The sequence below is a fragment of the Halopenitus sp. POP-27 genome (assembly GCF_029889855.1).
GTDB lineage: Archaea > Halobacteriota > Halobacteria > Halobacteriales > Haloferacaceae > Halopenitus > Halopenitus malekzadehii.
In genome coordinates this window covers 121,904-148,274 of sequence record NZ_JARANU010000003.1, presented here as the reverse complement: position 1 = coordinate 148,274, position 26,371 = coordinate 121,904, and the positions used below count along the sequence as shown (strand labels likewise).

Here is a 26,371-nt window from a genome sequence, read left to right as displayed (position 1 = left end):
TACCCGTCCGGCTCTAGGTTCGGCTTGGACCATGAATATTGCTGATATCGCGGTGCCGGAATACGTCGAGGTCGACGTCGACGAGCGTCTCGCCAAGGTCCGATCCCTGTTCGATCGGGAGAATCCGAAAGGAATCATCGTTACCGAGGACGGCGATTACGCCGGCGTCGTCGGTGAAAAACAGCTGATCCGCTCGCGGATGGGGGACGACACGAAGGTCTCGGCGGTGATGAAACCCGCTCCCGAGATCGCGCTCCGCGAGGACATCCGGGAGGCCGCCCGGCTGCTCATCGAGGGGAACGTCAAGATCGCACCCGTCTACGACGGTGAGAAGCTGGACGGGATCATCACCGAGGACGCGATCCTCGAGGCCGTCATCGACAGCTTCGACGCCAACACCGTCGAGCAGGTGTACACCGCCGACGTCGTCACGATCGGCGAGAAGGAACACGTCGGGCAGGCGATCAACCGGCTCCGTAAACACGGCATCTCGCGGCTGCCGGTGCTCAACGAGAACGGGAGCCTCACCGGCGTCGTGACCACCAACGACATCGTCGACTTCGTCGTCCGCGACCAGGACCGACAAGGGAGCGGCGACCGGGCGGGTGACATCGACCGGATGCTCGATCTCCCCGTCTACGACCTGATGTCGAGCCCGGCGCTCACCGCCCGCACCGACGAGACCACCAAGGCCGCCCTGGAGCGAATGTTCGACAACAATGTCGCCGGACTCGTCGTCACGCCGGACGACGAGGATACCGTCACCGGGATCATCACCAAAACCGACATCCTTCGGTCGCTCACCTTCACCGAGGAGGAGTCGATGGACGTCCAGATCACCAACATCGAGCTCCTCGATACGATCTCCCGTGACCACGTCATCGAGTCGATCCAGGACGTGACGAACAAATACGGGAAGATGCAGGTGTTCCACGCGCACGTCCGCCTGCAGGAACACAAGGAGAAGCTCCGCGGCACGCCGCTCATCCAGTGTCAGATCCGGCTCCGGACGAGCAAGGGACAGGTCATCGGGACCGGTGAGGGCTACGGCGCCGAACACGGCTTCCACGTCGCCCTCGACAAGCTCGAACGGAACGTCCTCGAACTCAAGGGCGTCAACGCCGACGAGAAGTACCGCGGGCAGCTGCTCCGCAAGATCGGGGAACTGTAAGCGGACCATCCCCGGACGAGGATCGCCCGGCTCAGAACGGGTCGACCCCGTCCGAGGAACCAGCGGGTTCGATCCCGCCCCCGGTGAGTTGGAACGTCGCGTGGCTGCCGGTTTCCGTCGATCGATGCTTCTCCAGGGTCGCCCGCCGATTGCCGCCGCGGAAGCGGTCGACGCGAACGACCGCGCCGGTCCAGTGTTCGAGGGTGTGACCGCCCAGCGGCCGAGCACGGTCGCTCTCGGGATCGGTGAACACCTGGTTGGTGACGACGACCGCCAGGTCGTGGCGCCGGGCCAGCGAGAGGAGGTGGGTGACCTGATCGGCGACCTTCCGGAGCGACTCCCCGCCCTCGGTGTCGGTGGTTCGCTCCAGCCGGTAGAAGCCGGTCGCGGAGTCGAGAACGATGAGGTCGACCTCCGGGGCGAACTCGGCGGCGTCCCGAACCGCCTCCTGCTGGTCGTCGAAGTCGTACGCTTCGGTGATGATCAGTCGGGAGGCAACCGACTCGACGTCGTCGTCGGTTCTCGCCTCGGCAATCTGTCGAAACCGGTCGATAGAGAGCCCCTCGGTGTCGATATAGAGAACGCTTCCACCCTCGGCGGCCACCTCGACGGCGGCCGACAGCGCGAGGTTCGTCTTGCCCGCCGCGGGCGGCCCGTAGACCTGGGTGACCACGCCGCGTTCGAACCCGCCGCCGAGCAGATCGTCGAGCGGGTCACAGCCGAGTGAAACGGGATCGCTCACCCATAACCGTAGATGGGGCGTCGAGAAAAGCGACGTGGATCGAATCCCCGCATCGACCCGTGACGTTTTGGCTCGTGAACCCGACCACGTCCGTATGGACGGCCGCGACGCACGGCGACGGGCACGGCGGTACTACGAGGCGATCGACGAGGCTCGCTATGAGGACCTTCGGACGCTTCTGGACGCCGAGTTCGTTCACGACCGACCCGACCGAACGCTCCGGGGACGCGACCGGTTCGTCGAGTTCATGCGCGAGGACCGTCCCAGAACCGATACCTCACACGCGATCGACGACGTCTACGCTAACGGCGACGACGTCGCCGTCCACGGCCGGCTACTGGCGGCGTCGGGCGAGCCGCTTTTCGCCTTCGTGGACGTCTTCGAGACCGCCGAGAACGGACGCGGTTTCGCGTCGCTGCGGACGTACACGCGGTGACGACCGCCCCGCGGCGCCCGTGACGGTTGCGACCCCCGAGTTTTTAACCGATCACGACACCATCGGGGAGTGTGCGACTCGTACAGGTCATGATCCCGGCCGGTAAGCGCGCGGCGATCCTCGACGCGCTCGACGAGGAGGGGATCGACTACGTGGTGACCGACGAGACGAGCGGGCGAAAGTACACGGGCGTCGTCTCGTTCCCGCTTCCAACCGCGGCCGTCGAACCGGTACTCGACCGGCTCCGGGAGGCCGGGATCGACGAGGAGACCTACACCGTCATCGTCGACGCCGAGACGGTCATCTCCCGGCGCTTCGAGCAGCTCGAGGAGCGGTACGCCGAGGAATCGGACCACAGCGAGGACCGGATCGCCAAGGAGGAGCTGCAGACGAAGGCGACGGGTCTCGTCTCGGGCATCCGGACGTACGTCCTGATGACGGTCATCTCGGCGGTCATCGCCACCGCGGGACTGCTGCTCGACTCGCCGGCGACGGTCGTGGGATCGATGGTGATCGCGCCCCTCATCGGCCCGGCGATGTCGGCCGCCGTCGGAACCGTCGTCGACGACGACGAGCTGTTCGGACGCGGCGTCCGGCTCCAGATACTCGGCGTCCTCCTCGCGGTCGGGTCCGCCGCGGTCTTCGCCGCGGGGCTCCGCACGCTCAACCTGGTTCCGCCCGGCCTCGACCCGCTCGCGCTCGCGGAGGTCTCCGAGCGGCTCGCTCCGAACGTGCTCGTCCTCGCGGTGGCACTCGGAGCCGGGATCGCCGGGGTTCTCTCGCTGATGACCGGCGTCTCATCCGCGCTCGTGGGCGTGATGATCGCCGTTGCGTTGATCCCGCCGGCCGCAGCGGTCGGGATCGGGATCGCCTTCGGGATTCCCCGGCTCGCGCTGGGGGCGGGCGTGCTCGTACTCGTCAACGTGCTCTCGATCAATCTCGCGGCACTCGTCGTCCTGTGGTATGAAGGCTATCGACCGGACTCGTGGTTCCGCGAGGCGGAGGCGAAATCGGCGCTTCTCAAGCGGGCGACGGCGCTTCTGGCGGCCATCGCGATCCTGTCGATCTTCCTCGGCGGCGTTACCTACGACACCTACGTCGCGACCACGACCGAACAGGACGTTCGGGAGGCGGTCGAGTCGGAGCTGGAGCTGGCGGAGGCGCAGCTGGACCTGATCGACCTCGAGATGCATCGAACCGGCAGCATACCACCGTTACGGACCGAACGCGTGGTGATCACGGTCGGGTCCGAGCCGGGAACCACCGTCTCCGGGCTCGCCGCACGTCTCGATGACCGCATCGAACCGGTCGTCGACGGACAGATCGCCGTCGAGGTACGCGTACTGACGGTCGATCGCTCCGGGTGACCGCCGATCGCTCCGGGTGACCGCCGATCCGACCGGTCGACCACCGGCCGTCGATCGCTTCGACCGAGGCCATCGCCGCCGACTCCGGTCGAGCGCCGTGCTGGGACAAAGCGTTCTTTGTGTCATCGCTGGCTTAAGGCCCGTTCCCGACACAGTGACGGTATGGACAGACGACTGATCGGTGCGCTGGCGCTGGCCGCGACCCTCCTCCTGGCGGGCTGTGCGGGCGTCGCCGGCGACGCCACGCCGACGGATGACGGCGAACCGGATCGAACGATCGAGGTGACTGCGGACGGCGAGGCGACCGCCGAGCCCGACCGGGCGACGATCACCGTGGCCGTTGAGGCGCGGGGTAACTCCTCGTCGGCCGTCCGCGAGGAGATCGCCGCCGACGAGGAATCACTTCGGTCGGCCCTCCAAGACTGGGGGATCGAGGACGACCAGATCCGGACGACACGCTACGACATTCGGGAGCGTCGTCCGCGCTCCGAGCCGGAGCGTGAGGACGTGGAACCGGAGTACGTCGGCGTTCACCGGTACGAGATCGAGGTCCACGACGTGGAGGCGGTCGGCGAGGTCATCGACGTCGCGGTCGATTCCGGCGCCGACAGCGTCAACCGCGTGCAGTTCGGGCTGAGCGACGAGCGCGAGGAGGACCTGCGAACCACGGCCTTCGAGAACGCCGTCGAGAACGCGGACGGGCGTGCCCGGATGCTCGCGAACAACACCGGACTCGAGGTCGTCGACGTCTACACCATCTCGACGATGGACGACCGCGTCTCGCCGTACCGCGCCGAGCCGACGGCGGTCGCCGAGGACGCCGCGGGCAACGGCGGGTCCGCGACGTCCATCGAGACGGGCGAGGTGAGCGTCGACGTACAGGTCCACGTCGTCTTCGAGGCCGAGACGACCGAGTGAGCCGTGCTCGTTCCGCCCCATCCGACCGAATGGCGAACGTATTCGGCATAACGGGAAGGGGCGTCGAGCGCGAACGGAACGATATGCAGACGACGACCGAGGCCACCGAGGCTGACGCCGCGGCGGCGACGCCGTCGAACCGGGAGGGTGAGACGACCGTTACGGTCCGGTGTACCGGCCACGTTCGAACTGCGCTCGGCCGGTCGGAGTTCGAATACCGGTTCGAGGGTGACACCCTCCGGGAGTTCCTCGACGCCCTGTTCGAGGAGTATCCGGAGCTCCAGGAGCTGCTCATCGCCGAATCGGAGTCGGAGTCGACCGCGCACGGCTGGGCACCCACACCCGAGGAACTGCCCGGCACGTGGCGGAAGAATCCCGTCGGCGAACAGACGGTCGCGTACGCCCGCGTGCTCGTGAACGGACGGTTCAACGAGAACCAGCAGGGGTTCGACACGACGCTTACGGACGGCGACCGCGTCGCGCTCGTTTACCCGTTCATCTTCTGCTGTTGAGTGCCGAACACACGATCGGGGTACGCTGATCCCGGATGATCCGGGCCGATCATCACTCCCGCGACGGGAGGTCCGGTTCGTACCCGACGGCTTCGACCGCCATATCGAGGACGCCCTCGACGTTCTCGTCCTCGGTGACGCTCATATAGGCGTCCGCATCCACGTCGGTCGACCGGTCCTGCTTGTTGCAGACGGTGAGCAGGGGGACGTCCGCGCCGAACAGCGAGTCGACTTCCTCCAGGAGCGCCAGCTGGACCTCGAGCGGGTAGCCGCAGTCGCCGGAGGCATCGACGACGAAGAGGACACAGTCGGCGAGGTGCTCGAGGGCGGAGACGGCCTGGCGCTCGATGTCGTTGCGTTCCTCGAGGGGGCGATCGAGTAGCCCCGGCGTGTCGATTATCTGATACCTAATGTGGTCGCGGTCGAAGTGACCGATCTGCACGCCGCGGGTCGTGAAGGGGTATTCCGCGATCTCGTTGGAGGCACGGGTAACCCGGTTGACGAACGAGGACTTGCCGACGTTCGGGTAGCCCGCGACGACGATCGCGGGTTCGTCGGTCCGGATGTCGGGGAGCGTCTTCAGATCGTCGCGGGCGTCGCCGATCAGACGGAGGTCGTCGGCGACCTCCTCGGTGATGTCGGCCATCCGGGCGAACGCCTGCTTGCGGTGTTTCCGAGCGGTATCGACGTCGCTACGGCGCAGCTTCGTCGTGTACTCGTCGCGGATCGACTCGATCTGCCGGCTCGCCCACATCACCTCAGAGAGCGACTGCCGGAGTTCGTCGACGTCGACGATCGCGTCCGCGAGCTCGTGGTAGAACGGATCGACGTCGTACTCGAAATCGGGCCAGGAGGTGACCACGTTCGAGAGGTTATCGGAGAGCACGTTGCCGGCGGTTCGAAGCATCGACTCCTGGGCCTCGTGGCCGGATTTGGCCCGCCCTGCGCGTGCGGCCCGCGAGAACGCCTTGTCGATGAGTTCCTCCGCGCGCGGCGTCGTCTGGAGGTCCTCGAATATCATACGTGCGATTGCGCGTGAACGCGTATAAGGGCGTTCGTTCGGGCGGAACGGGCGTACGGTCCGGAGATCGACCGCGAGACGGACCGGAGCGACGCCGTCGCTCGGCGGGGATGACGGACTGAGGGGAGTAAGCCCCCTTCTGTTCGGCTCGACATTCGGCTGAGCGTCCACGCCGTGGCCGGACTACCTATCGGCGTGGACTTGCACCGGCGAGGATTCGCCGTTCCATCCGTTCCTGCCCGTCGACGACGCAACGCGCCGCAGCTCTCGCGGCGAGGCCGTTCGAGCGTTCCGCGGCGCGGGGCGTCGCGTGCCCCTCGGCGGGTTGGCTCCCTTCCCTTGCGGGTCGGTTCGCACGCCTCATCGGTCGGGGCAGGGGGTCTCGTTTCTGTTCCAGCGCCAGCCGTCTCCGACTCCGGGCTTGCGCCCGGTCGCCCGTCCGGCCGGTGGGGGGACTTTCCTCATGCGTTGGGCGGTGGAACCGCCCGCGGCACGGGGGTCGAGCTCCCTCTGTCCAAACGGCGATAGACGATCGCTGGGGATAAGGATTCCGTCGCTGCAGCCGAATCGGCCGCGTCGCGCCCTGGTCGTCGCATCCAACTCGTCACGACCGTGTCGCCGCGACCGCGTCACCGCGTCGGTCCGGCCTCGCTTTGAACCGCCCAGCCCCCCTCGACATCGCCCTCGCGGTCGACGTATTCGATCGTCGTGTCGTCGTCGACGATGGCCGACTCGACGGTCTTCGGTTCTCCATCCGTGGGTCCGTCGTCAGCTCCGCCGTCGCCGACCTCGATACGTTCCACGCGAAACGGGACGTCGAGATTGCTCCCGCAGCAACCGACGTCGACGAACTCCTCGGTCACCTCGCCGACGGCGACGTCGCCGAGCGTCCGTCGGAAGTAGCCCCGATACCGGTCGGTATCGATCTGCGAGCGGACCCAATCACTCACGCCCGCCGGCATCGAGAGGACGACCCGCGTCGCGGTCGGCCGCGTCGATGTGGTGGTTGAGGTCCGGTCGGTCGGATCGGGCTGTGACATACCTACCCATACGCGACGGCGGGAGTAACGCCTTTCGGCGCCCGCGATGGCGCCGATCGAATCGATCGACGACGCGTCTGCTCCCGGGTCGACCGACGCCGTGGCTGGCGATAAGAAAGCTTATTCGGCGCGCAGCCGGACCCCGGAGACATATGGTAGCGATCGAGGTACCGGAGGTCGAGTATACGGACTACACCAACCGCCAGCTGATCGCGATTCCGCTTGCGATCCTGGCGGTGGCGCTTGTGATCCTCGGCGGGTGGTACCTCGCGACGGGTGCCCCGGCGGATCTGGGCGTCGAGTTCACGGGCGGCGCTGAGCTGCGGTTGTCGGCGTCAGAAACGTCGGATCTCGAGATGGGAACCCCCGAGGCACGCGCGGCGCTCGAGGATCCGAACACCTTCTCGATCGAGCCCTCCTCGATCCAGTACGCGCCGGGCGATGAGACCTACATCGTGACGTTCCGGCCGGAAGACCTTCCTGAGGGTGCCGGAAGCGGTGACTTCGGCGACATCGCGGGCGAGGCCGAGGCGGCCGGCTTCGCGGTCACCGGCGAGGACATCGTCTCCGCGAGCTTCGGCAGCGGCGTACAGACGCAGGCGCTCGGCGGGGTCGTGATCGCGTTCCTCGGAATGAGCGTGCTCGTCTTCGCGATGTTCCGCACGTTCGTGCCGTCGATCGCGGTCGTCATCTCGGCGTTCTCGGATATCGTCATCCCCGTCGCCGTGATGAACCTCCTCGGAATCGAGATGACGCTCGGGACGGTCGCGGCGCTGCTGATGATCATCGGGTACTCGGTCGACTCGGACATCCTGTTGAACAACTCCGTGTTGCGCCGGACCGGCGGCTTCTACGAGTCCGTCCAGCGCGCGATGCGCACCGGCGTGACGATGACGATCACGTCCATCGCCGCGATGATCGTGATGACGATCGTCGCGTGGGTCTTCGGGATCGACCTGCTTCGAGACATCGGCGTCATCCTCGCGGTCGGACTGTGTGCCGACCTGATGAACACGTACCTGCTCAACGTCTCGCTGCTTCGCTGGTACTCCTTCGAGGGGGTGAGCCGGTAGATGATCGACGCGATCAAACGCAACTGGCGCGTCGGGCTCCTCGTGGTCGCCGTGCTGGGCGCCACGATCGTCCTCTTCACCCCGATGTTCGCACCCGACCCCGGGGCGGAGGGGATCGGAAACGGGACGGATACCGGCAGTGCAGACGGGATCACGAACCTCCAGTTCGGCCTCGATCTCGACGGCGGAACCCGCATCCGTGCGCCGTTGGTCGGGTATACGGCCACCGATGTCGGCTTCCAGGGGGATGATCCAGCGACCGTCGCGAGCAACGTGGCCGGCGAGCTACCGAACACGACGAGCACGAGCGTCAACGCCGAGTTGCGCGATCCGGCCGAGGGCGGCACCGGCGCCGTCGAGGTGACCGATGCCAACGTCTCCGAGACGGAGTTCACGGCGGCGATCGAGGCCGCCGGCTACGCCTATGACGGCGTCCGGCCGGGCGTCACCGAGGAGACCCTCGAGGCGACCATCGAGGTCATCGAGGGGAAGATCAACGAGGCCGGGCTCTCGGGCGGGAGCGTCCGCGAGATCGTCGACGCGAACGGGCGCTCGTTCGTCCTGATCGAGGTCCCGGGCGAGGACCGCAATGACGTCGAGGAGCTGATCGCCGAACGCGGCACCGTCCGGATCGACATCTTCATCCCGAACGACGGGAACGGAACCCGCAACCGCGCCGTAGTCACTCAGGATGACTTCGAGAACGTCGGGACCGCGAGCCGGTCCGATGGCGGCGGCTCGTACGTTCCGGTCTCGATCGTCGATACCGCACCGGCGGGGGAACCCACGCCGGCCCAGCAGCTTCAGCAAGCGATCAGTCAGGCGAACCAACAGGCGGGGAACCCGGGAACTGACGGCTGGAAGTGCGCCGCGAATCCGGCCGATCGAGGAAAGTGCATCGACGACTACACGCAGTCGGAGGAACCGCGGCTGCTACTCGTCGTCAACGACCGGGTCGTCAACGACTTCGGGATGGACGGCGGCCTCCTCCAGTCGATGGTCCAGGGAACGTGGGCGAACGACCCCGGGTTCCGGCTGACGACCGGTGCCGGCGAGGATTCCTTCCAGCGCGCCCAGCAGATCTCGATCAATCTGCGTGCCGGCGCGCTCCCGGCCGAACTGGGCGACGGCTCCTCCTCGTACATCTCCCCGACCCAGGGTGAGCAGTTCAAGACCTACTCGCTCATCACCGGGATCCTCTCCGTGTTCGCGGTGGCCGGAATGGTCTTCCTCCGATATCGCGAACCGAAGGTCGCGTTGCCGATGGTCGTCACCGCGCTGACGGAGGTCTACACCCTCCTCGGGTTCGCCGCGCTCCTCGGATACCCGCTCGATCTCGCGGTCATCGCCGGATTCATCGCGGTGGTCGGGACCGGCGTCGACGACCTCGTGATCATCGCCGACGAGGTGATGAGCGAGGGCGACGTCAGCTCGAAGACGGTCTTCGACTCCCGGTTCCGCCGGGCGTTCTGGGTGATCGGCGCCGCGGCGGCGACGACGATCATCGCGATGTCGCCGCTGATGGTGTTGAGTCTCGGTGACCTCTCCGGGTTCGCCATCTTCACGATCCTCGGGGTCCTCATCGGCGTCCTCGTCACGCGACCGGCCTACGGGGACATCCTCCGGATGCTGCTGACCGACCGCTGACGGACGAGCGTCGGCAGTCCCGGCTTCGAGTTTTAAAACTCCCCAAGCCCCGACTGCTCGTGGCGCGCGAGCAGCCGTTCACACGTCCGCCAGGATCGGCGCGCACAGTCGGGAACGTCGCCGGTGTCGTCCACGTACGCCTCGAGAAACGCCGTCGTCGTGGGGTCGCTCGGGTAGCCGCTGCCGACGCCGTCGTAGTCGGGATGTCGCTTGTCGATCGCCGCCATCCGGCGATCGCGTTCGACCTTGGCCACGATCGATGCCGCACCCACGAGCGGCGAGTCGGCATCAGCTCCGTGTCTGGCGGTGATGGAGACGTTCGGTGAGGTGTCACAGCCGGTTTCCCGGGGCAGCGCCGCCTCCACGGCCTCCCGAACCCGCCGGCCGAACCGCTCTTCGGAGACGTCTCCCGCGTCGACGAGCAGGCTGATCGACCGATCGGACGTCGTCGAGGAGGCGCCGGGGGTAGTCGATGGGTCGTCGGGAGCGGTCCCGGTGGCTTCAGAATCGGTCGCGGGGGGTTCAGAATCCGTCACGGGAGCTTCGGAATCGGCCGGTGATCCACTCGCCGCGAGCAGGTCCACCACCGCACGGGCCTGTGCCGCGACGGTGAGGGCGTTCATATCGGTCTCGGGATCGTCGATCTCCGTGGGCTCGACGGCGGCGACGCCGACGTCGATGGCCGGATGCGCCCGCAGCCGTTCATCGAGGGCGTCGCGACGCGCCGGGGCGATGCGCTTCGAGTCGTCGATGCCGTCGGGGAGGGCCGCCGGGGCCGCCCGGACGGCGGCGGCGATCATCGGCCCCAGAACCGGCCCCTTGCCCGCCTCGTCGACGCCGATCCGTGTCATCCGAACTCACTCCAGTTTGCCGAGCGCCTCGAAGAAGTCCGAGCGCGGGCCGGCGATCCGCATCGGAACCGAGGCTTTGGAGACGGTTACCGTGACCGGCGGGTCGAACGTGGTCGGCCGTCGGCCGTCGCTGATGACGGCCACGGAGCCGGTCCGGGAGTCCGTCACCGTGACAGCCAGATCGACGTCGGGATCGAGCGCGAGCGGCGCCATCCCCGCCTCCGCGCACATCTCGGTGAGAACGATCGCGTTCACGCCGGGGTGGACGATCGGCCCGCCCTCGGAGAGGTTGTACGCGGTCGATCCGGTCTGGGTCGCCACGATCACGCCGTCGGCGTGGGTCTCCGAATACGGCGATCCATCGATACTGACCGTGTAGTCGAGACCACCCCCGTGGCCACGGCGGTCTCCCTGTATCGTCACCTCGTTTGCCGCCGGGGTCGACCGCCAGTCGTCGACGGCTGCCACGAGCCGCGGGACCTCGCGGACGTTCATGGTCCCCTCACGGAACGCGGCGACCTCCGAAAGGACCGCATCCTCCGCGTTCGCGGGTGCGACCGCGTTGAGAAACCCGACCTCTCCGAGATTGACGCCGAGGATCGGCGTTCCGTCGGCGTTGCGCGCGGCGAACAGGAACGTCCCGTCGCCGCCGATCGCCACGACGATATCACAGGTGTCGAACGTCGAAACGGGCGTTCCCGACGCCGAAAGCGCGTCAGCGGTCAGTTCGTCGATCCGGACGGTCACCCCGCGGTCGGCGAGCGCGTCCGCAAGCGAATCGACGAGCGCTGCCGCGCGAGGGTTCTCCTTTTGTGCGACGATCCCGACGTCCATACCGCCGAGTTCGGCGCCGCAATCAAAAACCACACGTAAAGTTTCAAGCCGTGACCCGCCCATCGATCGGATATGGGACGTCGTCGGGGGAAAACACGGGCACACGAGCACCGAAACGATCGGTTTCGGCGATCGCACCGACGATCGGACATCGTCGATGCCGATCGGTCCGGGGGTGCCCGATGACCGAAGACGACGGGAGCGGTGAACGCGATCGGTCGGACGAGGAGGGGACACCCGACGACGAGACGGTCGACGACGAGGCGGAGGAGGAAGACTGGTTCGAACGGGCACGCCGGGAACTCTCGGAGGCGAACGCGGCCGGAGGCGGAGCCGATACCACCGGTTCGGGTCGTGCCGGCGGGGAGGAACCAACCGACGGAGCCGACCCAGCAGGAGGAGCCGACCCAGCAGGAGGAGCCGACCCAGCAGGAGGAGCCGACCCAGCAGGAGGGACCGACCCCGAGCCGGCATCAGCCAGCGGCTCGTCGTCCGAGGCGGATCCGGACTCGCCGCGACCCCGTGATACGTCCACCGTCGGCGACCGTGATGACAACGGCGGATTCGGAGATGGTGACGACGGCGAGTTCGGAGATGGTGACGACGGCGAGTTCGGAGATGTCGACGACGGCGATGAGTCGGGCGACGTCGGTTTCCCCACGGAAACCGAACCGGAAACGACTCCCGACTTCGACGCCGGTCCCGGAGGCGGACCCGGCGGCGGGTCCGACGGCGAGTTCGGCTTCGCGTCGTTCGGCGACGACGGCGACGCGGGACCCCCTCCGACGTCGGGCGGTACTGACTTCGAGGACGCCGAACTCGAATCCGATATCGAACGGATGGACCTGGGGATCGAGGGACTCGACAAGATGATCCTCGGCGGGGTCCCGCGACGGTCGCTCATCACGACGATCGGGTCAGCCGGAACCGGAAAGACGACCTTCGGGCTGCAATTCATCCACAAAGCGCTCACGAACGGCAATCGCGGAGTCTATATCACCCTCGAGGAGAGCCGGGAGGCGATCCTCTCGACGGCCGAGGAGAAGGGATACGGCTTCCGTGAGTACGAATCCGATGGAATGCTCTCGGTCGTCTCCATCGACCCGATCGAGATGGCCAACTCACTGGCCTCGATCGGCAACGAACTCGGCCGGCTCATCCGCGAGTTCGACGCCGAGCGGCTGGTGTTGGACTCGGTGTCGCTGCTCGAGATGATGTACGACCACCCGGCCAAGCGCCGGTCGGAGATCTTCGATTTTACCAGGTCACTCAAACAGGCCGGCGTGACGACGATGCTCATCTCGGAGGCCAGCGAGTCGAACTCCTACGCCTCCAGGCACGGGATCGTCGAGTACCTCACCGACGCCGTCTTCATCCTTCAGTACGTCCGTCCGTCCGATTTCCGCGAAACCCGGCTGGCGATCGAGATCCAGAAGATCCGCAACGCGAACCACTCGCGGGAGACGAAACCCTACGAGATCACGAGCGAGGGGATCTCGGTCTACCAGCAGGCGAACATCTTCTGAACGCGGACCGTCATCTGAACGCGGACCGCCGCCCCGTGAATCACCGAACCACGGTGACCGGCACGGACGCCTTCCGGACCACTCCCTCGGCGACGCTGCCGAGAAGGACGCGGGAGACGCCGGTGCGACCGTGGCTGCCGATGACGATCGCGTCGACGTCCTCGGCCTCGGCGACGTCCCGGATCGTGTTCCCCGGACGGCCCACCTCGGTGAGCATCTCGACGTCGCGGTCGACGGTCGCGGCGGCGTTCGAAAGCACCGTCTCCGAGCGCGTCGTCGCGTTCTCGTACCACTGCTCGACCGCGCCGGGAACGCCCAGCTCCGAGCCGGCCGACGACCGGGCGGGATTGATCACGTGAAGCAGCACCAATTCCGCCTCGGGCCACTCCTCGGCGGCGAACTGGAGCGCGTCGTTCGAGCAGTCGGAACCGTCGACGGGGACGAGTATCCGTTTCACCATAGGATAGGTTCACGCCCCCCTAGCAAAAGCGTCGTGGCCGTCACGGGATCGACGGGCCGACCAAAAGTCACCGAACCGTGCTCAGGATCCGTGACGGGTGAGACATCGCGGGAGCCCGCTGAGCTCGACCGGCTCGGAGTTATCGGGCGAGTAGACGACCATCTGTCCGGTCTCCATATACGGCACCTTTCCGGCGAGTTCGGTCGGGATGTTGACGCTCGCGATGGCGTCCTCGTCGCCGAGGTTCAACACGATCTTGGTGTTGATCTGCTTGAAGACGGACTCGGCGATGTCCTGCGGATCCTGGGTGATGAGGAACAGCCCGAGCCGCTCCTTGCGGCCCTGTTTGGCCGCCTCGGTGAACTTCCCGATGACCTTCCGCGCCTGGACGGTGTCGGCATCCGCGAGGAAGTTGTGCGCCTCGTCCATCCCGATCGTCAGCGGCGTCTCCTTGATCCGGTCGCTCGTCGGGTCGTTCGAGAGCTTGTCGTCGATCAGATACGACGAGACGGCGAGGACGAACATCTCCTTTTGCCGCGAGGTCGGCAGGTGATACGTCGGGATCACGGTGAGCCCGCCCGGGCGAACGAGGGTGTGATCGAGTTCGGTGATCGGGCGGGCGTCGCCGTCGAAGACGCCGCCCGGAACGCCACGAACGCGCCGTTTGACCGCGTCGAAGGTCGCCTCGTGAACGCGGCCAGACTCGTGGAGCTCCTCCTTGAGCGCCGGGTCGTCGAGGGAGGTGACGAACTGGTCGTAGGTCCCATCGTCGCCGTAATCCCGGAAGAACCGCTTGAGGAGCGTTACCAGCCCCGCGTACTGGTTGTCGTTGAGACTCGATCCCGCCACGAGCCACGGGCGATCGCGGACCAGCGAGAAGGGGATCGTGAACGCGACGCGCTCGGCGCGATGTCCCTCGCCCGGGTACGTCGCGGTCGGCGTGGTCGGCACCAGCGCGACGGTGTCATCGTGGCCGCCGTGGGCGATCCCCTCCCGTTCGAGCCGGCGCGCGTACGCGTCGTCGATCTCCGGGTTGTCGTCGTGCATCTGGGCGTACTCGTCCTGCGGGTCGAACTGGACCACCGCCATCCGGGCAGCCCGTCCGTCGTCCATCTCGTAGGTTCGGTCGGCATCGAGGTACTGCCGGAGGACGTTCTTCGAGGCGTGGGTCTTGCCGGATCCGGTCCCGCCGGCCACGAGGGTGTGCCGGAAGACGAGCGGGTCGCCGTTCTCGTCGTCGTCGTTCAGCCGGTAGTCGACGGTCGGTGGGCTGGCCGCGGTCGTGACGGTCTCGCCGCCGACCGAGAGGTGGCCGAGGAAGACGCCGTCCGCGGGGATCTTCAACCCGGTCTTGATCTCCGCGGCGTCGGCCGCTTCCTCGACGACCGCTCCCGGCTTCGGAACGCGGTCGGTCATCCGCCGCTTGCTGCCGTCACCGCCGTCTCCGTCGCCGTCTCCGTCGCCGTCGTCGTAGACGACCGACATCGGCTCCAGTTCGGCCACGAACTTGTAGTCGCGCTCGGAGAACTCGTCGCGGCGCATCTGCCGACGGGCGTGGATCTCGGTGGCGTCGTCGGATCGGAACTCCTGGGCGTATTCGAGGCCGGTGATACGACAGAAGAGACGCTCACCGTCCGGGTACGGGACGATCAGGTACTTCCCGAGCCGGACCGACTCGCGGTTGCCGGTCGTCACGAACGCGCGCAGCGTCGTCTCCTCGGCGTCCTCGGCGACGCGAAGCCCCTGTGAGACCGAGATCACGCCGAGGCCGTCGTCCTCGCCGGCCGCCTCGACGGCGTATCGTTCGAAGGCGCCGGAGCTGGACGGCGACTCCGTCTCGACCGAGTCCGCCTGCTCCGCGACACCGTCGGACGCGACACCATCGGTCGTGGCGTCGCTGGCCGCGGGATCGCCGGCCGTGGTACCGTCGGCCGTGGGATCATCGGCCGCGGCGTCGTCGTCATCGGCGGAGAACTCGGTGAAGTCCTCGAGGGTCATACCTACCACACGCCGGGGCAGGGGCAAATCGCTTTCCCCCGAGACGTCGTGGATCGTCAGTCGGATGGGGTCAGTCGGATTGATTCGATCGGGGCCGATTCGGGAAGACCCGGTCGGTTCCGATTCGGTGCCGATGGGATCGGATCCAGACGGCTAACCGTGTCGGGACCGTAGCCGATCGTATGTTGCTCGTGACCGGACGCGGCGGCGGGACGGCGTTGACCGGAACCGTCTTCGAGCGGGGCGAGAAGCCACCGAGCTACGCGGGCGCGCCAGAGGAGGACGCGCCGTACGTCTGGATCTGTGACGCCTTCTACGAGGTCGACAGCGGCGGGGCCGCCCTAACCGTCGACGGCGAGGAGATCCGGGTCGCCTTCGAGGAGCCGGCCCCGCGCGGGTTCGAGTCCCGCGATCGGGCGATCGCGGCGGCCGAGGAGCACGTCCGAACGCAGTTCGCTCGGATCGGGATCGATCCCGACGACGTCGAGGTCGAGATCGAGGAGACGGATCCGGGTGCGGACGCGGGTGTCGGGCGGAACGCGGTCTGAGTCGGGTTCGGTGGGTGTCTCGGTAGGGACTGAGCCGCCTCAGTCCGCTCGGTCCGTGCTCGAGGCGATGGGACGATCAGCCGACGCCCGAAGCAGGAGGTAGATCACGATCACCAACAGGAACACGTCGATCCCCAGGAACACGGTCAACGGGGTCCCGAACCCCCACTGCCAGGACCACTCGCTGCCGCGATCCCGGGCGTCGACGTAGAGCCATCGCCCGACCGTGACGTACAGGATCGCGAGGCCAAGGAGGGCGAAAACGCCGGCGGGCGTGGTGAACTCGACCGGGACGAGGTCGGACATCGCTTGGGCAGGCATCGACCGGGAAGGAACCGCTCGAAGCGGATCCGAAGGGAGGACCATCGACGGGAGTTCCCGCCGAAAGCCCATAAACGCGGGGGAGAGGATGTCGACCCGGCGGTCCGTGACCGGGTCGCGACCGCCGGCGTTCGCGAACCTTTTCCCCGATGCGGGCCGCAGTGGCACCCAATGCCCGCCGAGGACGACATCTCGATCGAGGAGAAACGGGTGTACGCCGGGTCAGCCGGTCGGACCGACGTGTACCTCGCCAGCGCCGACGGACTCGTCCGGGTCGCCGTCTCGGGAGACAAGATCGGGGAGTTCGGAATGGTCGCGGACGTCGCGGCTCGGGACGTCGCGATCCACGAGCGACCGGACGCTCCGGCCCTCCTCGCCGTTGCGACCCCAGAGGACCTCCTGGTGGGCGTGGTTGGAGAGCTGGATGACGGCCGCGACGGCCTCGAGGCGGCCGACATCGGTCCGACCGCCGCGGTCGGGCTCGCGAACGCGACGCGAGGTCGAGGAGTCGGTGACGGATCCGATGACGGCACCGGTGGCGTCCCCCGTGACGACGCCGACGGAACCTCCGGGTCCGGCGGGAGCGACCGGTTCCTCGCGGCGACGGCCGACGGGGCCGTCGTCGACGTCCGGTTCGGTCGACCGGACGGAGAGGCGACGCGAAAGACGATCGAGACGACCACCATCGGGTCCGTCGAGGAGCCGCACGCGGTCGATTCCGGGCTGGTCGCGGCCGACGACGGCGTCCACCGGGCGGCGAGCAGCGGCGGGGCGATGGGGGGATCCGGCGGCTCGGACGGACGATCCGGTCTCGAACACGTCGGACTGCGTCACGTCCGTGACGTGGCCGGCACCGGAGTGCCGCTTGCGGCGGCCGATGATGGACTCTACTGGCTCGCGAACGGCTGGATGTCGGCGATCGAGGCGGCAACGGGACACGTGGCCGCCGACGGGGACGGCCACGCCCTCGCTGCCACCGGTGAGGGACTCTTCGCGCACGCGGGCACCGACTGGAGCCGGGAGGCCTGGGAGCACCGATCGCTTCCGGCAGCGGGGAACGTGACGGCGCTCGCGTACGGGCCGGGGATCGCGCTCGCGGCGACGGACGCCGGCGCGCTGTGCGTCGACGCCGGGGACGGCTGGCGCCACCAGATCCTCGGCGTTCGCGAGGTCGGCGGGATCGCGACGCACGCGGTGGCGTGAGGGATCACCGGGACCGGTGGCGGCCCGAGCCGGTACCGGCTGGAATCGGCAGCGACCCGAACGAAAACGGGTTTAACCCGCTTCGAGAAACGGGCGGATATGATCGTCCCGACTTCCGGCACGCAGACGCTGGCCGCCGCCCTCGCCGAGGAGACCGGATCACCGCTTGCGACGCCGACGTTCGAGCGCTTTGCGGACGGCGAACGGCTCGCGGCCATCCCCGAGTTCACGGGTGAAACCGCGACGGTCGTCGCCTCGACGGTCGCCGACGGCGACTGGATCGAACTCCTCCAACTGCAGGACGCCGTCCGGGAGGCCGGCGCGAGCGAGGTGACGACGGTGATCCCGTATCTGGGCTACGCGCGACAGGACCAGTCGTTCAAGCCGGGGCAGCCGGTCTCGGCGCGGGCGATGGCGCGGGCGGTCTCGACCGGAACCGACCGGGTCGTCCTCGTCAACCCCCACGAGACGGCGGTTCGGGAGTTCTTCTCTGTCCCCGTCGCGATCGTCGACGCCGCCGCCACGTTGGCGGAGCCGCTCCCGGACCTGCGTGACCCGCTCTTCCTCTCGCCGGACGCTGGCGCGATCGGGATCGCCGAGACGGTTCGGGACGCCTACGGCTCGGGAGCGACCGACTACTTCGAGAAACACCGCGACCGCGAGGACGGCTCCGTCGAGATCACCCCGTCCGACGCGTCGGTCGCCGACCGGGACGTGGTCGTCGTCGACGACATCATCGCGACGGGGTCGACAATGAGCAAATCGGTCGCAGTCCTCCAGGAGCGCGGCGCCGACCGCGTGGTCGCCGCCTGCGTGCACCCGGTGTTGGCGAGCAACGCCGTGAGCAAACTCCGCGCGGCCGGCGTCGAGCGGATCCTCGGGACCGACACGGTCGAGCGCGCCTGCAGCGACGTCTCGGTCGCGCCGGCGATCGCGGCGCGTTTATAACTGGTTAGGCGGCGTCGCCGTTCGACGATCCGTCGCCAAACAGGCGTGGGCGAAGGGTTTCATAGCCGAGCAGGTAGACGCCGATGTACAGCGCGACGAGCCCCATCCCAAGGAACCAGGCGCCAAGTTTGAGCTCGCCGCCGGTGACGGCCGTGAGGCCGAGGTCCTCCAGGTAGATGCCGGTCGAGGAGACCAGGCCGGTGCCAAGCGTCAGCCCGAGGAGTTCGACGGCTTCGATGAGCTCGGGCGCGGCGAGTTTCGACATACCGTCGCGTCGGCGCCCGAGCGACGTGAACCTTTTGAGTCGAACGTGACGTTGTGTCGGCCGCGATCCGAACCGTCTTCCCCAGGGACGGACCCGCCACAAGTCCGGACCCACCGTCGAGTCCGGAACCAAAACGCGTATAGCACCGTCGATCGGATATGGTCGGTATGGCCGGGCGATACGGCGAGATGGATTACGGATCGTTGACGAAAGGCGGCGTCGCCGTCGGCGCGATGCTGTTCGCGATCGGCGCGGTCGCGGAGCTGACCGTCGGTGCCGGCGGCGGGATCTCCCCGACGCTCGATGCCGCGTTCCTCACGATGGAGTTCTTCGGCCCCCTCGTTGCCCTCCTGTCGGTGCTCGTGTTCGGGATCGCGATGCCGCTGACCGAGTGAGGTGACGGGCGAACCGAATGGACGAGACTGCGACGGACTGAATGGACGAGACTGTGACCGACGAGTCGAACGAGGATCCGGACTTCCCCACGCGGAGACACGTCCTCGAACCGGATTGCTCCCGCTGTGACCGCCTTCCCGCGGACCGAACGTGCATCAGCTGGGGAACCGGACCCCTCGACGCCGCCGTGATGGTGATCGGCGAGGCGCCTGCCGCCGGGGATCCGGACGCGGAGCGGTGGCGCGGCGGGAACCTGACCGGGAAGGCTTACACGGCGAGTCACTCCGGGCGACGCATCCGGCGGCTGTTCGAATCGATCGGCTACGGCGGTCGGACCTACTACACGAACGCGGTGAAATGCTTCCCGCGGGACCGGGAGGCCGACGAGCCGACACACCGGGAGCCGACCGCGGCGGAGCTGTCGACCTGTCGACGCCATCTCCGAGCCGAACTCGAGCGCGTCGAACCGGACGTCGTCTGTCCGACCGGCAAACACGCGACGACGTCCGTCCTCGCGATCGGGACCGACGGCGCCGGCGGCTCTGAGGATGACGACGGCGCCGGGACGGAGCTTGACGGCTTCCTCGACGCGGTCCTGGAACCGATCGACGCGGGGATCGGGTCGCCGGTCGTGCCGCTGCTCCACCCCGCCTACCAGGACGTCTGGCGGGCGCGTCTCGGCTACGAGGCCGCCGAGTATCGGACGGCGATCGCCGAGACGCTCGCGACGGTGAGGTAGACGATCGGCTCCACCTCATCGTCGACCGACTACTTCTCGTCGTCGACCCGCTGCTGCCACTCCTGAACCCGCGTCGCGAGCTCCAGCGGCGGCGTCTCGGTGACGTCGACGTCGGTGAGCTCCGCGATCACGGCTTCGATATCGGGATCGAGAGCGTGGTCGGAACCACGATCGGCCGTGCGATCGTGGTCACCACGGCCGTCGCTTGCGACCGGGCGGTCAGCGTCGCTGGACGCATCGGTGTCCGGGGCACCACTCCCGGCGTCGGGCTCGTCCGCGAACGATCCGGCCGAGAGGTCGAAGACCGCCTGGGTCGTGCCGCCCCCCGATCCGCCGCTCGCCCCGCCCTCGCCGCCACGCGCCTCGATCGCCTTCTCCTCGCGGAGGCGGTCGAGGACCTCTCCGGCCCGGTCAACGACCGGATCCGGAACGCCGGCGATATCGGCGACGTGGACGCCGTAGGACCGGTCGGTCGGTCCCTCGCGAACGGTCCACAGGAAGGTGACGTCGCCGGCGTCCGCGTCGGCGTCGGTTCCGCCGTCGTCGACCGCGACGTGGACGTTCTCGACGCGCGGAAGGTGGTCGGCCAGCGTGGTGAGCTCGTGGTAATGGGTCGCAAACAGCGTCCGGGCGCGCACCCGGTTGTGGAGGTACTCGGTGGCCGCCCAGGCGATCGAGATCCCGTCGTAGGTCGCCGTTCCGCGGCCGACCTCATCGAGGATGACCAGCGACTCCTCGGTGGCCGAATGGAGGATGTTCGACAGCTCCTGCATCTCGACCATAAACGTCGACCGGCCCTGGGCCAGCTCGTCGAGCGCGCCGACGCGCGTGTAGATCCCGTCCACGAGGCCGATCCGGGCGGACCGGGCCGGGACGAAGCTTCCGATCTGCGCGAGCAGCGTGATGAGCGCGGCCTGGCGCATATACGTCGACTTGCCGCTCATGTTGGGCCCGGTGACGATCAGGAAGCCGCGGTCCTCGTCGAGCCGGAGATCGTTGGGGACGAAGTCGGTCGTTCGCTCGACGACGGGGTGACGGCCCGCCTCGATGTCGAGCGTGCCGGGCTCGGCGATCGTCGGCCGCGTCCAGTCGTTCGCCGCGGCGTGCTCCGCCAGCGAGCAGAGGACGTCGATCTCGGCCAGCGTTCGGCCGACCGACTGCAACAGCCCGGACCGGGCGGCAACACGCTCGCGCAGCTCGCCGAACAGCTCGGCCTCGCGCTCCTCGCGCGCCTCCTCGATCCGGAGTATCTCCCGCTCGCGCTCGCGCAGCTCCTCGGTGACGAACCGCTTGGAGTTCTTGAGCGTCTTGATCTCCCGGTAGGCGTCGGGGACGCCGTCGGCTGCGGACTTGCCGACCTGGATGTAGTAGCCGTCAGTCTTGTTGCGGTCCACGGTGACGTGCGAGAGGTCGTGCCGACGCTTCTCGCGGTCGGCCAGGCCGTCGAGCCACTCGTTCGCCGCCTCGTGGCGCTCGATCAGCTCGTCGACCTCGGCGTCGTACCCCCGCGCGATGACGCCCTGGCCCGCCGAACTCGGGGGGTCGTCCGCGAGCGCGTCGGCGAGCTCCGATCGAAGCTCGCTCGCGGCCTCGCGGTCGAGGGTTTCGAGTACGGTCGCGAACGGCGAGTCCGCGAGCGGCGTTCCGTCGACCGCCTCCGCGAGGCGCGGCAGGACCGCGAGCGTATCGCGGACCGACAGCAGCTGTCGCGGACCCGCGCTGCCCGAGGTGGCCCGGGCGGCCAGCCGTTCGAGGTCGTAAGCCCCCTCGAGGACGTCCCGAAGTTCGTCGCGGGCGAGCGCGGCGCCGGCAAGCGCCTCGACGGCGTCGTGGCGGCGCCGGAGCTCGGCTGCGTCCCGGTGCGGGCGCGTGATCCACTCGCGGAGCAGCCGACCGCCGGCGCTCGTGACGGTGTGGTCGACCGTCTCGAACAGCGAGCCGTCCGACGTGCCGCGGATCGTCTCGGTCAGCTCGAGGTTGCGCTGGGTCGTCGCGTCGAGCGCGACCCGGTCGGCGTCGCCGTCGGTCCGCAGTCGAGTGATCGACGCCAGGACGCCGGCGCCCGTGTCCGCGACGTATGCGAGCGCGGCGCCGGCGGCGCGGATCGGGAGGTCGGACTCCAGGCCGACGCCCTCGAGGGCGCCCTCGCCGAACTGGTCGCGGACCGTCCGTCGCGCCCGACCCGGGGCGAACGCCTCGCTCGTGTGGAGCGAGAGCGTGGTCTCGACCGCCTCGCGGATCCCCTCGAGCAGCGCGTCGTCCTCACGCACCGCGGGTCCGGGAACGATCTCCGCCGGGTCGTGTCGGTACAGCTCCGCCCGAAGCTCGGCGGCGTCGGCCGCGGTCGTCACCCGGAACCGCCCGGTCGTCACGTCGACGAACGCGAGCCCGAAGGGGCCGTCCGGGTCGTCCCGGTCGCCTCGCCCGTCGCCTGCGTCTGCTGCTTTCCCGTCGCCTCGTCCGCCGGTCCGCCCATCCGTCGACGGACCGTCCCCACGAACGATCGTCGCGAGGTACTGTGCCTCGGCGTCGGTCGTCTCGAGGAAGGTCCCCGGCGTAACGATCCGGGTGATCTCGCGGGCGTGGCCGTCGTCCGTCTCGTACTGGTCGGCGACGGCGACGCGGTAGCCCCGATCGACGAGCGCGCGGACGTAGGGCGTCAGGTCGTCGATCGGGACGCCCGCCATCGGGTAGGAGGACCCGTGGGAGGACTTCTGGGAGACCTTGAGGTCGAGCTCCTCGCCGACGGTTTCGGCGTCCTCGGCGAAGAACTCGTAGAAGTCGCCACACTGCATCGTCAGGAGGTCGGCATCCGTCTCGGCTTTCAACGCGAGGAACTCCTCGACGATCCCGGTAGCCATATACCCTCCCTCCGGCGGTCGAAAGGTAAAACGCTGCGGTCGTCGCGGTCGGTGCGGTCAGTGCAGTCAGTCGGTCATCCGCGACGACGCCGGCGACGCCGGCGACGATGGCCGCCGACGCGGAGAGCCGACGGCCGACGACGACGCTCCGAGGGCCGACGACCGGCGGCCTACGCGGACGCGTCGGCGCCCTCGATGAGGCGTTCGAGGTGCTCCGGCGGGACCGCGCCGCGGGCGGCGTGATCGCCGTAGATCCAGGTCGGCACGCCGGAGACACCGAACTCGCGGGCGTCGTCGAAGGCGGCACGGAGCCGGTCGTCCCACTCCCCGTCATCGGTCGCAGCTGATCGGACGGCGTCGGCATCGAGCCCAACGTCGTCGGCGACGTCGGCGATCACGTCGAGATCGCCGATGTCCCGGCCGTCGCGCCAGAGCGCGTCGAAGAGCGCCTCGTCGAACTCCCGCCACGTCTCGGGCGCGGTCTCGCGGACGTACAGGGAGGCCTGTTGGGTCGGCCAGGAGTCGACGTCCCGACGGAGCGTCTGGGCCATCTCGGCGCCGTACCGCTCCTGCAGCTTGCGGACGTTCGCCTCGGCCTGCTCGTAGTAGTCGTCGTCCTTGCCGTCCTCGACGTCGGTCCGGATCTCCCCGTCAGGGGTGCGTTTGTGGCCCCGGAGGTCGAACGGGCGCCATTCGAGCTCGACGGACGACCCGCGGTCGTCCTCGTAGCGCTCGAGGGCGACGCGGCCGAGGTAGCAGAACGGGCAGACGTAGTCGGAGTACACGACGAGCGGTCGGTCAGTCATACTCACGATTGGGTGCCGGCGGGCAAAAGGGCGGCGTCACGGGGGTCGAGGAACGTCGGCAACGTGTCGCGGGGGCGGGAGACCGCACCGACGTGTCGAAAGGAACGTGCCCGTCGCTACAGTCCGGCGACGTCCTCGATCGCGTCGGTGAGTGTCTCGATGCTCTCGACGGTGTGTTCGCCCATATGGCCGATCCGGAACGTCCGCTCGCCCAGCGTCGAGCCGTAGCCGTTCGAGAAGACCATGTCGTACTCCGCGGAGACGGTCTCTATCGTCTCGGCGACGTCGATGTCACGGGTGTTCTCGATGCAGCTCACGGTCTGGGACTCGTAGCCCTCCTCGGGGAACATATCGAAGTGGTCCCGGGCCCACTCACGGGTGTACTCCGCCATCTCGCGGTGTCGCTGATCACGCTCGTGATGGCCCTCATCGAGCATGTGCTTCATCTGTGTGCGGTACGCGAGTATGACCGGAATCGCGGGCGTGGAGTGGGTCTGCCCCTTGCGGTCGTAGTAGTCGAGCGAGCGCTGGAAGCCGCCGTACCACGAGGCCGACTCGGCGGCGATCTCCCGCTCGTAGGCGTCGTCGCTGACGACACAGACCGCCAGCCCGGGCGGCATCGCGAACGCCTTCTGGACCGAGGTGAAGAGCACGTCGATGCCGTGGTCGTCGATGTCGACGAAGTCGCCGCCGAGCGCCGAGACGGCGTCGACGACGAACAGCGTGTCCGGATAGTCGGCGAGGACGTCGCCGATCTCCTCGATGGGGTTGCGAACGCCGGTCGAGCTCTCGTTCATCACGCAGGTGACGGCGTCGTAGTCGGTGTCCGACTTCTCGAGGGTCGCGCGCACGTCCTCGGGCTTGACGGCCTGCCCCCACTCGTACTCGAGGGTGTCGACGTCCTTGCCGAGTCGCTCGGCGACGTTGGCCTGGCGCTCGCTGAAGCTGCCACAGGTCGTCACGAGGACGTCCTCGTCGACGAGGTTGAGGATCGCGCTCTCCATAAACTCGGTCCCCGAGGCTGTGAGCACGATGACGTCGTTGTCGGTCCCGAGGAACGTCTTCGTGTCCTCGACGATCGTCGTATACAGGTCGGTCATCCGGTCCATCCGGTGGCCGAACATCGGCTCGGCCATCGCCTCGATGACGTCCTCGCGCACCTCGGTGGGGCCCGGGATGTACAGCGTCTTGTCCGCGTAGTCGCCGGTGTACTCGCGTTTCTCGGTCATTGGCAGGGCTGGTACCGGTCCGTTGCCGGCAAGGTGGGATGGGTGTTTCGATACCGTCACCAGCAACCCATCGACGGCAGGCACCGGATGAGCGGCCGACCGCTTTTGGTCCCCGGCGACGAGACGGGAGTATGCAGCGGTCGACAGTCGGGATCGCCGTCCTGCTCGTCGCGGTCGCGATCGGGCTCGCCGTCTCCGGTGTGGTCCCCGAGCCGGGCGTCGAACCCGACCAGGGGGCCGAGCCGGAGCCCCCATCGGTGCCGGAGGGCTCGCTCATCCCCGTCGACGGGGACTACGCGATGTGGCCCTACACGAGCCGTGAGCGATCGGCCGAGGGGCGGACGCTGGCGATCAACGTGGTCTTCCGGGACGATCCGGCGACGGTGACCGAGGCGCTCCGGGACGGGCCCGGAACCGATTGGGAGGAGCCGCCGGACGCCGACGTCGAGGACGCCGACGTCGGCGAGGCACTCGAGAACGCAAGCGACGCGAACGCGACCACGGACGCCGTCGCGGACGCCGGCCAGGAGGTCATCGAGGACGCCGTCACCACGGACTGGCAGCGGGCACACGGCTCGACGCGCTACACCTACTTCGAACACGAAGGGGGGCACGGAACGTGGGTCACGGAAACCGCCCAACTACATACGGGGACGTACCTCGGGACGCGAACCCACATCCGCGTCTACGGGTCCCCCGATGGCGCCTATACCACCCTCCAGGCCCACGGCGAGTACTACGACTGGTTCCGACTCCGTCACACGGTGACCCACGTCTCCGAGTCGCCACGGACGATCGAGGACGACTTCATCGAGTCGGGAGCCGAGGTCACCCGCGAATACCGGGGGATCGAGGGCGGACGGAGCGACGGTTGGGTGACGGTGATCGACCTCGGAGCGGTCCTCCCGTTCATCGCGGTGCTCCTCCGGCGGCAGACGCGACGATCGCTCCGGCGAGCCGGAACGCAACTCCGCGCTGCGGTCGTTCGGCACCGACACGTGGGTACCCTGATCGTCGGACTCACAGCGATCGTGCTCGGGGTTCGGGCGGCAGGGATCGCCTTTGAGGCGGCGTATCCGGGCGTTTCGCCGAAGATCGCCGCTGCCCCGTTGTATCTAACGCTCGTGGTCGGGCTCCCGGCGATCGTCTGGATGCTCGCCGATCGGTGTGATGCCGATGCGGCGGTCGCCGGGACCGCGATCGGTCTGGGTGGCGGGTTCCTTCTGGACGTCGCGTTCCTGGGCGTGGCCGTTCCACCGTCCCTGATCGCACACCGAACCGCCGTCGTCGCGGCGGCGGGACTGATCGCGTTCGGACGGGCAGATACGGTGGCGGGCCGACGACGTTCGATCGTCGTGCTGGGCCTGATCTCGTGGGTGCTCGTGCTCGCGTTACCCCTGGCGGACGTCATCTAGCGGCGGACGTCATCGAGCGTACGGGGGATCCATCCGGCGACGAA

The 26,371-nt window shown here is 68.1% G+C and carries 26 protein-coding genes and 1 other RNA gene; 14 read left to right on the top strand and 13 right to left on the bottom strand.

Annotated features, from left to right (window positions below; translation table 11 throughout):
• The first annotated feature begins 31 nt into the window (after positions 1 to 31).
• Positions 32 to 1,171 (top strand): CBS domain-containing protein, encoded by a 1,140-nt coding sequence (locus tag OQF70_RS03430; RefSeq protein WP_280535851.1) that lies wholly within the window; start codon positions 32 to 34, stop codon positions 1,169 to 1,171.
• 31 nt (positions 1,172 to 1,202) lie between these two features.
• Here OQF70_RS03430 and radB read toward each other — a convergent pair whose 3' ends face one another.
• Complete coding sequence (gene radB, locus OQF70_RS03425; protein WP_280535849.1) at positions 1,203 to 1,913, bottom strand: DNA repair and recombination protein RadB; 711 nt, start codon at positions 1,911 to 1,913, stop codon at positions 1,203 to 1,205.
• A gap of 94 nt (positions 1,914 to 2,007) precedes the next feature.
• Here radB and OQF70_RS03420 point away from each other — a divergent pair, with 94 nt between their 5' ends.
• The 4 genes from OQF70_RS03420 to OQF70_RS03405 all read left to right on the top strand — a co-directional run bounded on the left by OQF70_RS03420 (position 2,008) and on the right by OQF70_RS03405 (position 5,146).
• Positions 2,008 to 2,349: a nuclear transport factor 2 family protein gene (locus OQF70_RS03420; RefSeq protein ID WP_092817352.1), complete on the top strand. Its 342-nt coding sequence runs from the start codon at positions 2,008 to 2,010 to the stop codon at positions 2,347 to 2,349.
• Between the two features lie 89 nt (positions 2,350 to 2,438).
• Positions 2,439 to 3,716, top strand: a complete 1,278-nt coding sequence (locus OQF70_RS03415) for a TIGR00341 family protein (protein ID WP_280535892.1) — start codon at positions 2,439 to 2,441, stop codon at positions 3,714 to 3,716.
• Positions 3,717 to 3,878: 162 nt separating this feature from the next.
• A complete protein-coding gene (locus OQF70_RS03410; RefSeq protein WP_280535847.1) occupies positions 3,879 to 4,634 on the top strand; it encodes an SIMPL domain-containing protein in 756 nt (251 codons plus the stop codon).
• A gap of 83 nt (positions 4,635 to 4,717) precedes the next feature.
• Entirely contained in the window at positions 4,718 to 5,146 is a 429-nt protein-coding gene (locus tag OQF70_RS03405; RefSeq protein ID WP_280535846.1) for a MoaD/ThiS family protein, read from the top strand.
• Between the two features lie 52 nt (positions 5,147 to 5,198).
• On the opposite strand, the gene OQF70_RS03400 is transcribed toward OQF70_RS03405, so the two are convergent.
• The 3 genes from OQF70_RS03400 to OQF70_RS03390 all read right to left on the bottom strand — a co-directional run bounded on the left by OQF70_RS03400 (position 5,199) and on the right by OQF70_RS03390 (position 7,207).
• On the bottom strand, positions 5,199 to 6,167 hold the full coding sequence (locus OQF70_RS03400) for an NOG1 family protein (protein ID WP_280535845.1): 969 nt from the start codon (positions 6,165 to 6,167) through the stop codon (positions 5,199 to 5,201).
• 116 nt (positions 6,168 to 6,283) lie between these two features.
• Positions 6,284 to 6,682: RNase P RNA component (gene rnpB / locus OQF70_RS03395), an RNA gene on the bottom strand.
• A 114-nt stretch (positions 6,683 to 6,796) separates the two neighbouring features.
• Complete coding sequence (locus OQF70_RS03390) at positions 6,797 to 7,207, bottom strand: hypothetical protein (RefSeq protein ID WP_280535844.1); 411 nt, start codon at positions 7,205 to 7,207, stop codon at positions 6,797 to 6,799.
• 152 nt (positions 7,208 to 7,359) lie between these two features.
• Here OQF70_RS03390 and secF point away from each other — a divergent pair, with 152 nt between their 5' ends.
• Both secF and OQF70_RS03380 read left to right on the top strand, forming a co-directional pair.
• Complete coding sequence (gene secF / locus OQF70_RS03385) at positions 7,360 to 8,280, top strand: protein translocase subunit SecF (protein WP_280535843.1); 921 nt, start codon at positions 7,360 to 7,362, stop codon at positions 8,278 to 8,280.
• Positions 8,281 to 9,927 (top strand): preprotein translocase subunit SecD, encoded by a 1,647-nt coding sequence (locus tag OQF70_RS03380; RefSeq protein ID WP_280535842.1) that lies wholly within the window; start codon positions 8,281 to 8,283, stop codon positions 9,925 to 9,927.
• 32 nt (positions 9,928 to 9,959) lie between these two features.
• Here OQF70_RS03380 and OQF70_RS03375 read toward each other — a convergent pair whose 3' ends face one another.
• Together OQF70_RS03375 and OQF70_RS03370 are read right to left on the bottom strand one after the other, a co-directional pair.
• Entirely contained in the window at positions 9,960 to 10,778 is an 819-nt protein-coding gene (locus tag OQF70_RS03375) for a ribonuclease HII (RefSeq protein ID WP_280535841.1), read from the bottom strand.
• A 6-nt stretch (positions 10,779 to 10,784) separates the two neighbouring features.
• Complete coding sequence (locus OQF70_RS03370) at positions 10,785 to 11,612, bottom strand: NAD(+)/NADH kinase (RefSeq protein WP_280535840.1); 828 nt, start codon at positions 11,610 to 11,612, stop codon at positions 10,785 to 10,787.
• Between the two features lie 182 nt (positions 11,613 to 11,794).
• On the opposite strand from OQF70_RS03370, the gene OQF70_RS03365 reads away from it, so the two are divergent.
• Positions 11,795 to 13,138, top strand: a complete 1,344-nt coding sequence (locus tag OQF70_RS03365; RefSeq protein WP_280535839.1) for a KaiC domain-containing protein — start codon at positions 11,795 to 11,797, stop codon at positions 13,136 to 13,138.
• Positions 13,139 to 13,178: 40 nt separating this feature from the next.
• On the opposite strand, the gene OQF70_RS03360 is transcribed toward OQF70_RS03365, so the two are convergent.
• A complete protein-coding gene (locus OQF70_RS03360; protein ID WP_280535837.1) occupies positions 13,179 to 13,598 on the bottom strand; it encodes a universal stress protein in 420 nt (139 codons plus the stop codon).
• 81 nt (positions 13,599 to 13,679) lie between these two features.
• A complete protein-coding gene (locus OQF70_RS03355) occupies positions 13,680 to 15,596 on the bottom strand; it encodes an ATP-binding protein (protein ID WP_280535836.1) in 1,917 nt (638 codons plus the stop codon).
• 182 nt (positions 15,597 to 15,778) lie between these two features.
• On the opposite strand from OQF70_RS03355, the gene OQF70_RS03350 reads away from it, so the two are divergent.
• Positions 15,779 to 16,144 carry a hypothetical protein gene (locus OQF70_RS03350; protein ID WP_280535835.1) on the top strand — a complete coding sequence of 122 codons (366 nt, stop codon included), beginning with the start codon at positions 15,779 to 15,781 and terminating at the stop codon, positions 16,142 to 16,144.
• 39 nt (positions 16,145 to 16,183) lie between these two features.
• Here the strand turns inward: OQF70_RS03350 and OQF70_RS03345 are convergent, their stop codons facing one another.
• Positions 16,184 to 16,510 carry a hypothetical protein gene (locus OQF70_RS03345; RefSeq protein ID WP_280535834.1) on the bottom strand — a complete coding sequence of 109 codons (327 nt, stop codon included), beginning with the start codon at positions 16,508 to 16,510 and terminating at the stop codon, positions 16,184 to 16,186.
• Positions 16,511 to 16,636: 126 nt separating this feature from the next.
• Between OQF70_RS03345 and OQF70_RS03340 the strand changes: the two genes are divergently transcribed.
• Positions 16,637 to 17,668, top strand: coding sequence for a hypothetical protein (locus OQF70_RS03340; RefSeq protein WP_280535833.1), 1,032 nt, complete (start codon positions 16,637 to 16,639; stop codon positions 17,666 to 17,668).
• Positions 17,669 to 17,767: 99 nt separating this feature from the next.
• A complete protein-coding gene (gene prs, locus OQF70_RS03335) occupies positions 17,768 to 18,616 on the top strand; it encodes a ribose-phosphate diphosphokinase (RefSeq protein ID WP_280535832.1) in 849 nt (282 codons plus the stop codon).
• A 4-nt stretch (positions 18,617 to 18,620) separates the two neighbouring features.
• Here the strand turns inward: prs and OQF70_RS03330 are convergent, their stop codons facing one another.
• Positions 18,621 to 18,881, bottom strand: coding sequence for a hypothetical protein (locus OQF70_RS03330; RefSeq protein WP_280535830.1), 261 nt, complete (start codon positions 18,879 to 18,881; stop codon positions 18,621 to 18,623).
• A 167-nt stretch (positions 18,882 to 19,048) separates the two neighbouring features.
• On the opposite strand from OQF70_RS03330, the gene OQF70_RS03325 reads away from it, so the two are divergent.
• Positions 19,049 to 19,276, top strand: a complete 228-nt coding sequence (locus tag OQF70_RS03325; RefSeq protein ID WP_280535828.1) for a hypothetical protein — start codon at positions 19,049 to 19,051, stop codon at positions 19,274 to 19,276.
• A gap of 41 nt (positions 19,277 to 19,317) precedes the next feature.
• Complete coding sequence (locus OQF70_RS03320) at positions 19,318 to 20,016, top strand: uracil-DNA glycosylase family protein (RefSeq protein ID WP_280535827.1); 699 nt, start codon at positions 19,318 to 19,320, stop codon at positions 20,014 to 20,016.
• 29 nt (positions 20,017 to 20,045) lie between these two features.
• Here the strand turns inward: OQF70_RS03320 and mutS are convergent, their stop codons facing one another.
• The 3 genes from mutS to OQF70_RS03305 form a co-directional block, all read right to left on the bottom strand.
• Positions 20,046 to 22,877, bottom strand: a complete 2,832-nt coding sequence (mutS, locus tag OQF70_RS03315) for a DNA mismatch repair protein MutS (protein ID WP_280535826.1) — start codon at positions 22,875 to 22,877, stop codon at positions 20,046 to 20,048.
• A gap of 170 nt (positions 22,878 to 23,047) precedes the next feature.
• Positions 23,048 to 23,683: a DsbA family protein gene (locus OQF70_RS03310; protein WP_280535824.1), complete on the bottom strand. Its 636-nt coding sequence runs from the start codon at positions 23,681 to 23,683 to the stop codon at positions 23,048 to 23,050.
• 116 nt (positions 23,684 to 23,799) lie between these two features.
• On the bottom strand, positions 23,800 to 24,912 hold the full coding sequence (locus tag OQF70_RS03305; RefSeq protein WP_280535822.1) for an alanine--glyoxylate aminotransferase family protein: 1,113 nt from the start codon (positions 24,910 to 24,912) through the stop codon (positions 23,800 to 23,802).
• 131 nt (positions 24,913 to 25,043) lie between these two features.
• Here OQF70_RS03305 and OQF70_RS03300 point away from each other — a divergent pair, with 131 nt between their 5' ends.
• Positions 25,044 to 26,327: a hypothetical protein gene (locus tag OQF70_RS03300; RefSeq protein WP_280535821.1), complete on the top strand. Its 1,284-nt coding sequence runs from the start codon at positions 25,044 to 25,046 to the stop codon at positions 26,325 to 26,327.
• Positions 26,328 to 26,371 lie beyond the last annotated feature (44 nt).

Coding starts and splice junctions, on each gene's coding strand:
- OQF70_RS03430 (WP_280535851.1), top strand. CDS start 32: ATGAATATTGCTGATATCGCGGTGCCGGAATACGTCGAGGTCGACGTC.
- OQF70_RS03420 (WP_092817352.1), top strand. CDS start 2,008: ATGGACGGCCGCGACGCACGGCGACGGGCACGGCGGTACTACGAGGCG.
- OQF70_RS03415 (WP_280535892.1), top strand. CDS start 2,439: ATGATCCCGGCCGGTAAGCGCGCGGCGATCCTCGACGCGCTCGACGAG.
- OQF70_RS03410 (WP_280535847.1), top strand. CDS start 3,879: ATGGACAGACGACTGATCGGTGCGCTGGCGCTGGCCGCGACCCTCCTC.
- OQF70_RS03405 (WP_280535846.1), top strand. CDS start 4,718: ATGCAGACGACGACCGAGGCCACCGAGGCTGACGCCGCGGCGGCGACG.
- OQF70_RS03400 (WP_280535845.1), bottom strand. CDS start 6,167: ATGATATTCGAGGACCTCCAGACGACGCCGCGCGCGGAGGAACTCATC.
- OQF70_RS03390 (WP_280535844.1), bottom strand. CDS start 7,207: ATGTCACAGCCCGATCCGACCGACCGGACCTCAACCACCACATCGACG.
- secF (WP_280535843.1), top strand. CDS start 7,360: ATGGTAGCGATCGAGGTACCGGAGGTCGAGTATACGGACTACACCAAC.
- OQF70_RS03380 (WP_280535842.1), top strand. CDS start 8,281: ATGATCGACGCGATCAAACGCAACTGGCGCGTCGGGCTCCTCGTGGTC.
- OQF70_RS03375 (WP_280535841.1), bottom strand. CDS start 10,778: ATGACACGGATCGGCGTCGACGAGGCGGGCAAGGGGCCGGTTCTGGGG.
- OQF70_RS03370 (WP_280535840.1), bottom strand. CDS start 11,612: ATGGACGTCGGGATCGTCGCACAAAAGGAGAACCCTCGCGCGGCAGCG.
- OQF70_RS03365 (WP_280535839.1), top strand. CDS start 11,795: ATGACCGAAGACGACGGGAGCGGTGAACGCGATCGGTCGGACGAGGAG.
- OQF70_RS03360 (WP_280535837.1), bottom strand. CDS start 13,598: ATGGTGAAACGGATACTCGTCCCCGTCGACGGTTCCGACTGCTCGAAC.
- OQF70_RS03355 (WP_280535836.1), bottom strand. CDS start 15,596: ATGACCCTCGAGGACTTCACCGAGTTCTCCGCCGATGACGACGACGCC.
- OQF70_RS03350 (WP_280535835.1), top strand. CDS start 15,779: ATGTTGCTCGTGACCGGACGCGGCGGCGGGACGGCGTTGACCGGAACC.
- OQF70_RS03345 (WP_280535834.1), bottom strand. CDS start 16,510: ATGGTCCTCCCTTCGGATCCGCTTCGAGCGGTTCCTTCCCGGTCGATG.
- OQF70_RS03340 (WP_280535833.1), top strand. CDS start 16,637: ATGCCCGCCGAGGACGACATCTCGATCGAGGAGAAACGGGTGTACGCC.
- prs (WP_280535832.1), top strand. CDS start 17,768: ATGATCGTCCCGACTTCCGGCACGCAGACGCTGGCCGCCGCCCTCGCC.
- OQF70_RS03330 (WP_280535830.1), bottom strand. CDS start 18,881: ATGTCGAAACTCGCCGCGCCCGAGCTCATCGAAGCCGTCGAACTCCTC.
- OQF70_RS03325 (WP_280535828.1), top strand. CDS start 19,049: ATGGCCGGGCGATACGGCGAGATGGATTACGGATCGTTGACGAAAGGC.
- OQF70_RS03320 (WP_280535827.1), top strand. CDS start 19,318: ATGGACGAGACTGTGACCGACGAGTCGAACGAGGATCCGGACTTCCCC.
- mutS (WP_280535826.1), bottom strand. CDS start 22,877: ATGGCTACCGGGATCGTCGAGGAGTTCCTCGCGTTGAAAGCCGAGACG.
- OQF70_RS03310 (WP_280535824.1), bottom strand. CDS start 23,683: ATGACTGACCGACCGCTCGTCGTGTACTCCGACTACGTCTGCCCGTTC.
- OQF70_RS03305 (WP_280535822.1), bottom strand. CDS start 24,912: ATGACCGAGAAACGCGAGTACACCGGCGACTACGCGGACAAGACGCTG.
- OQF70_RS03300 (WP_280535821.1), top strand. CDS start 25,044: ATGCAGCGGTCGACAGTCGGGATCGCCGTCCTGCTCGTCGCGGTCGCG.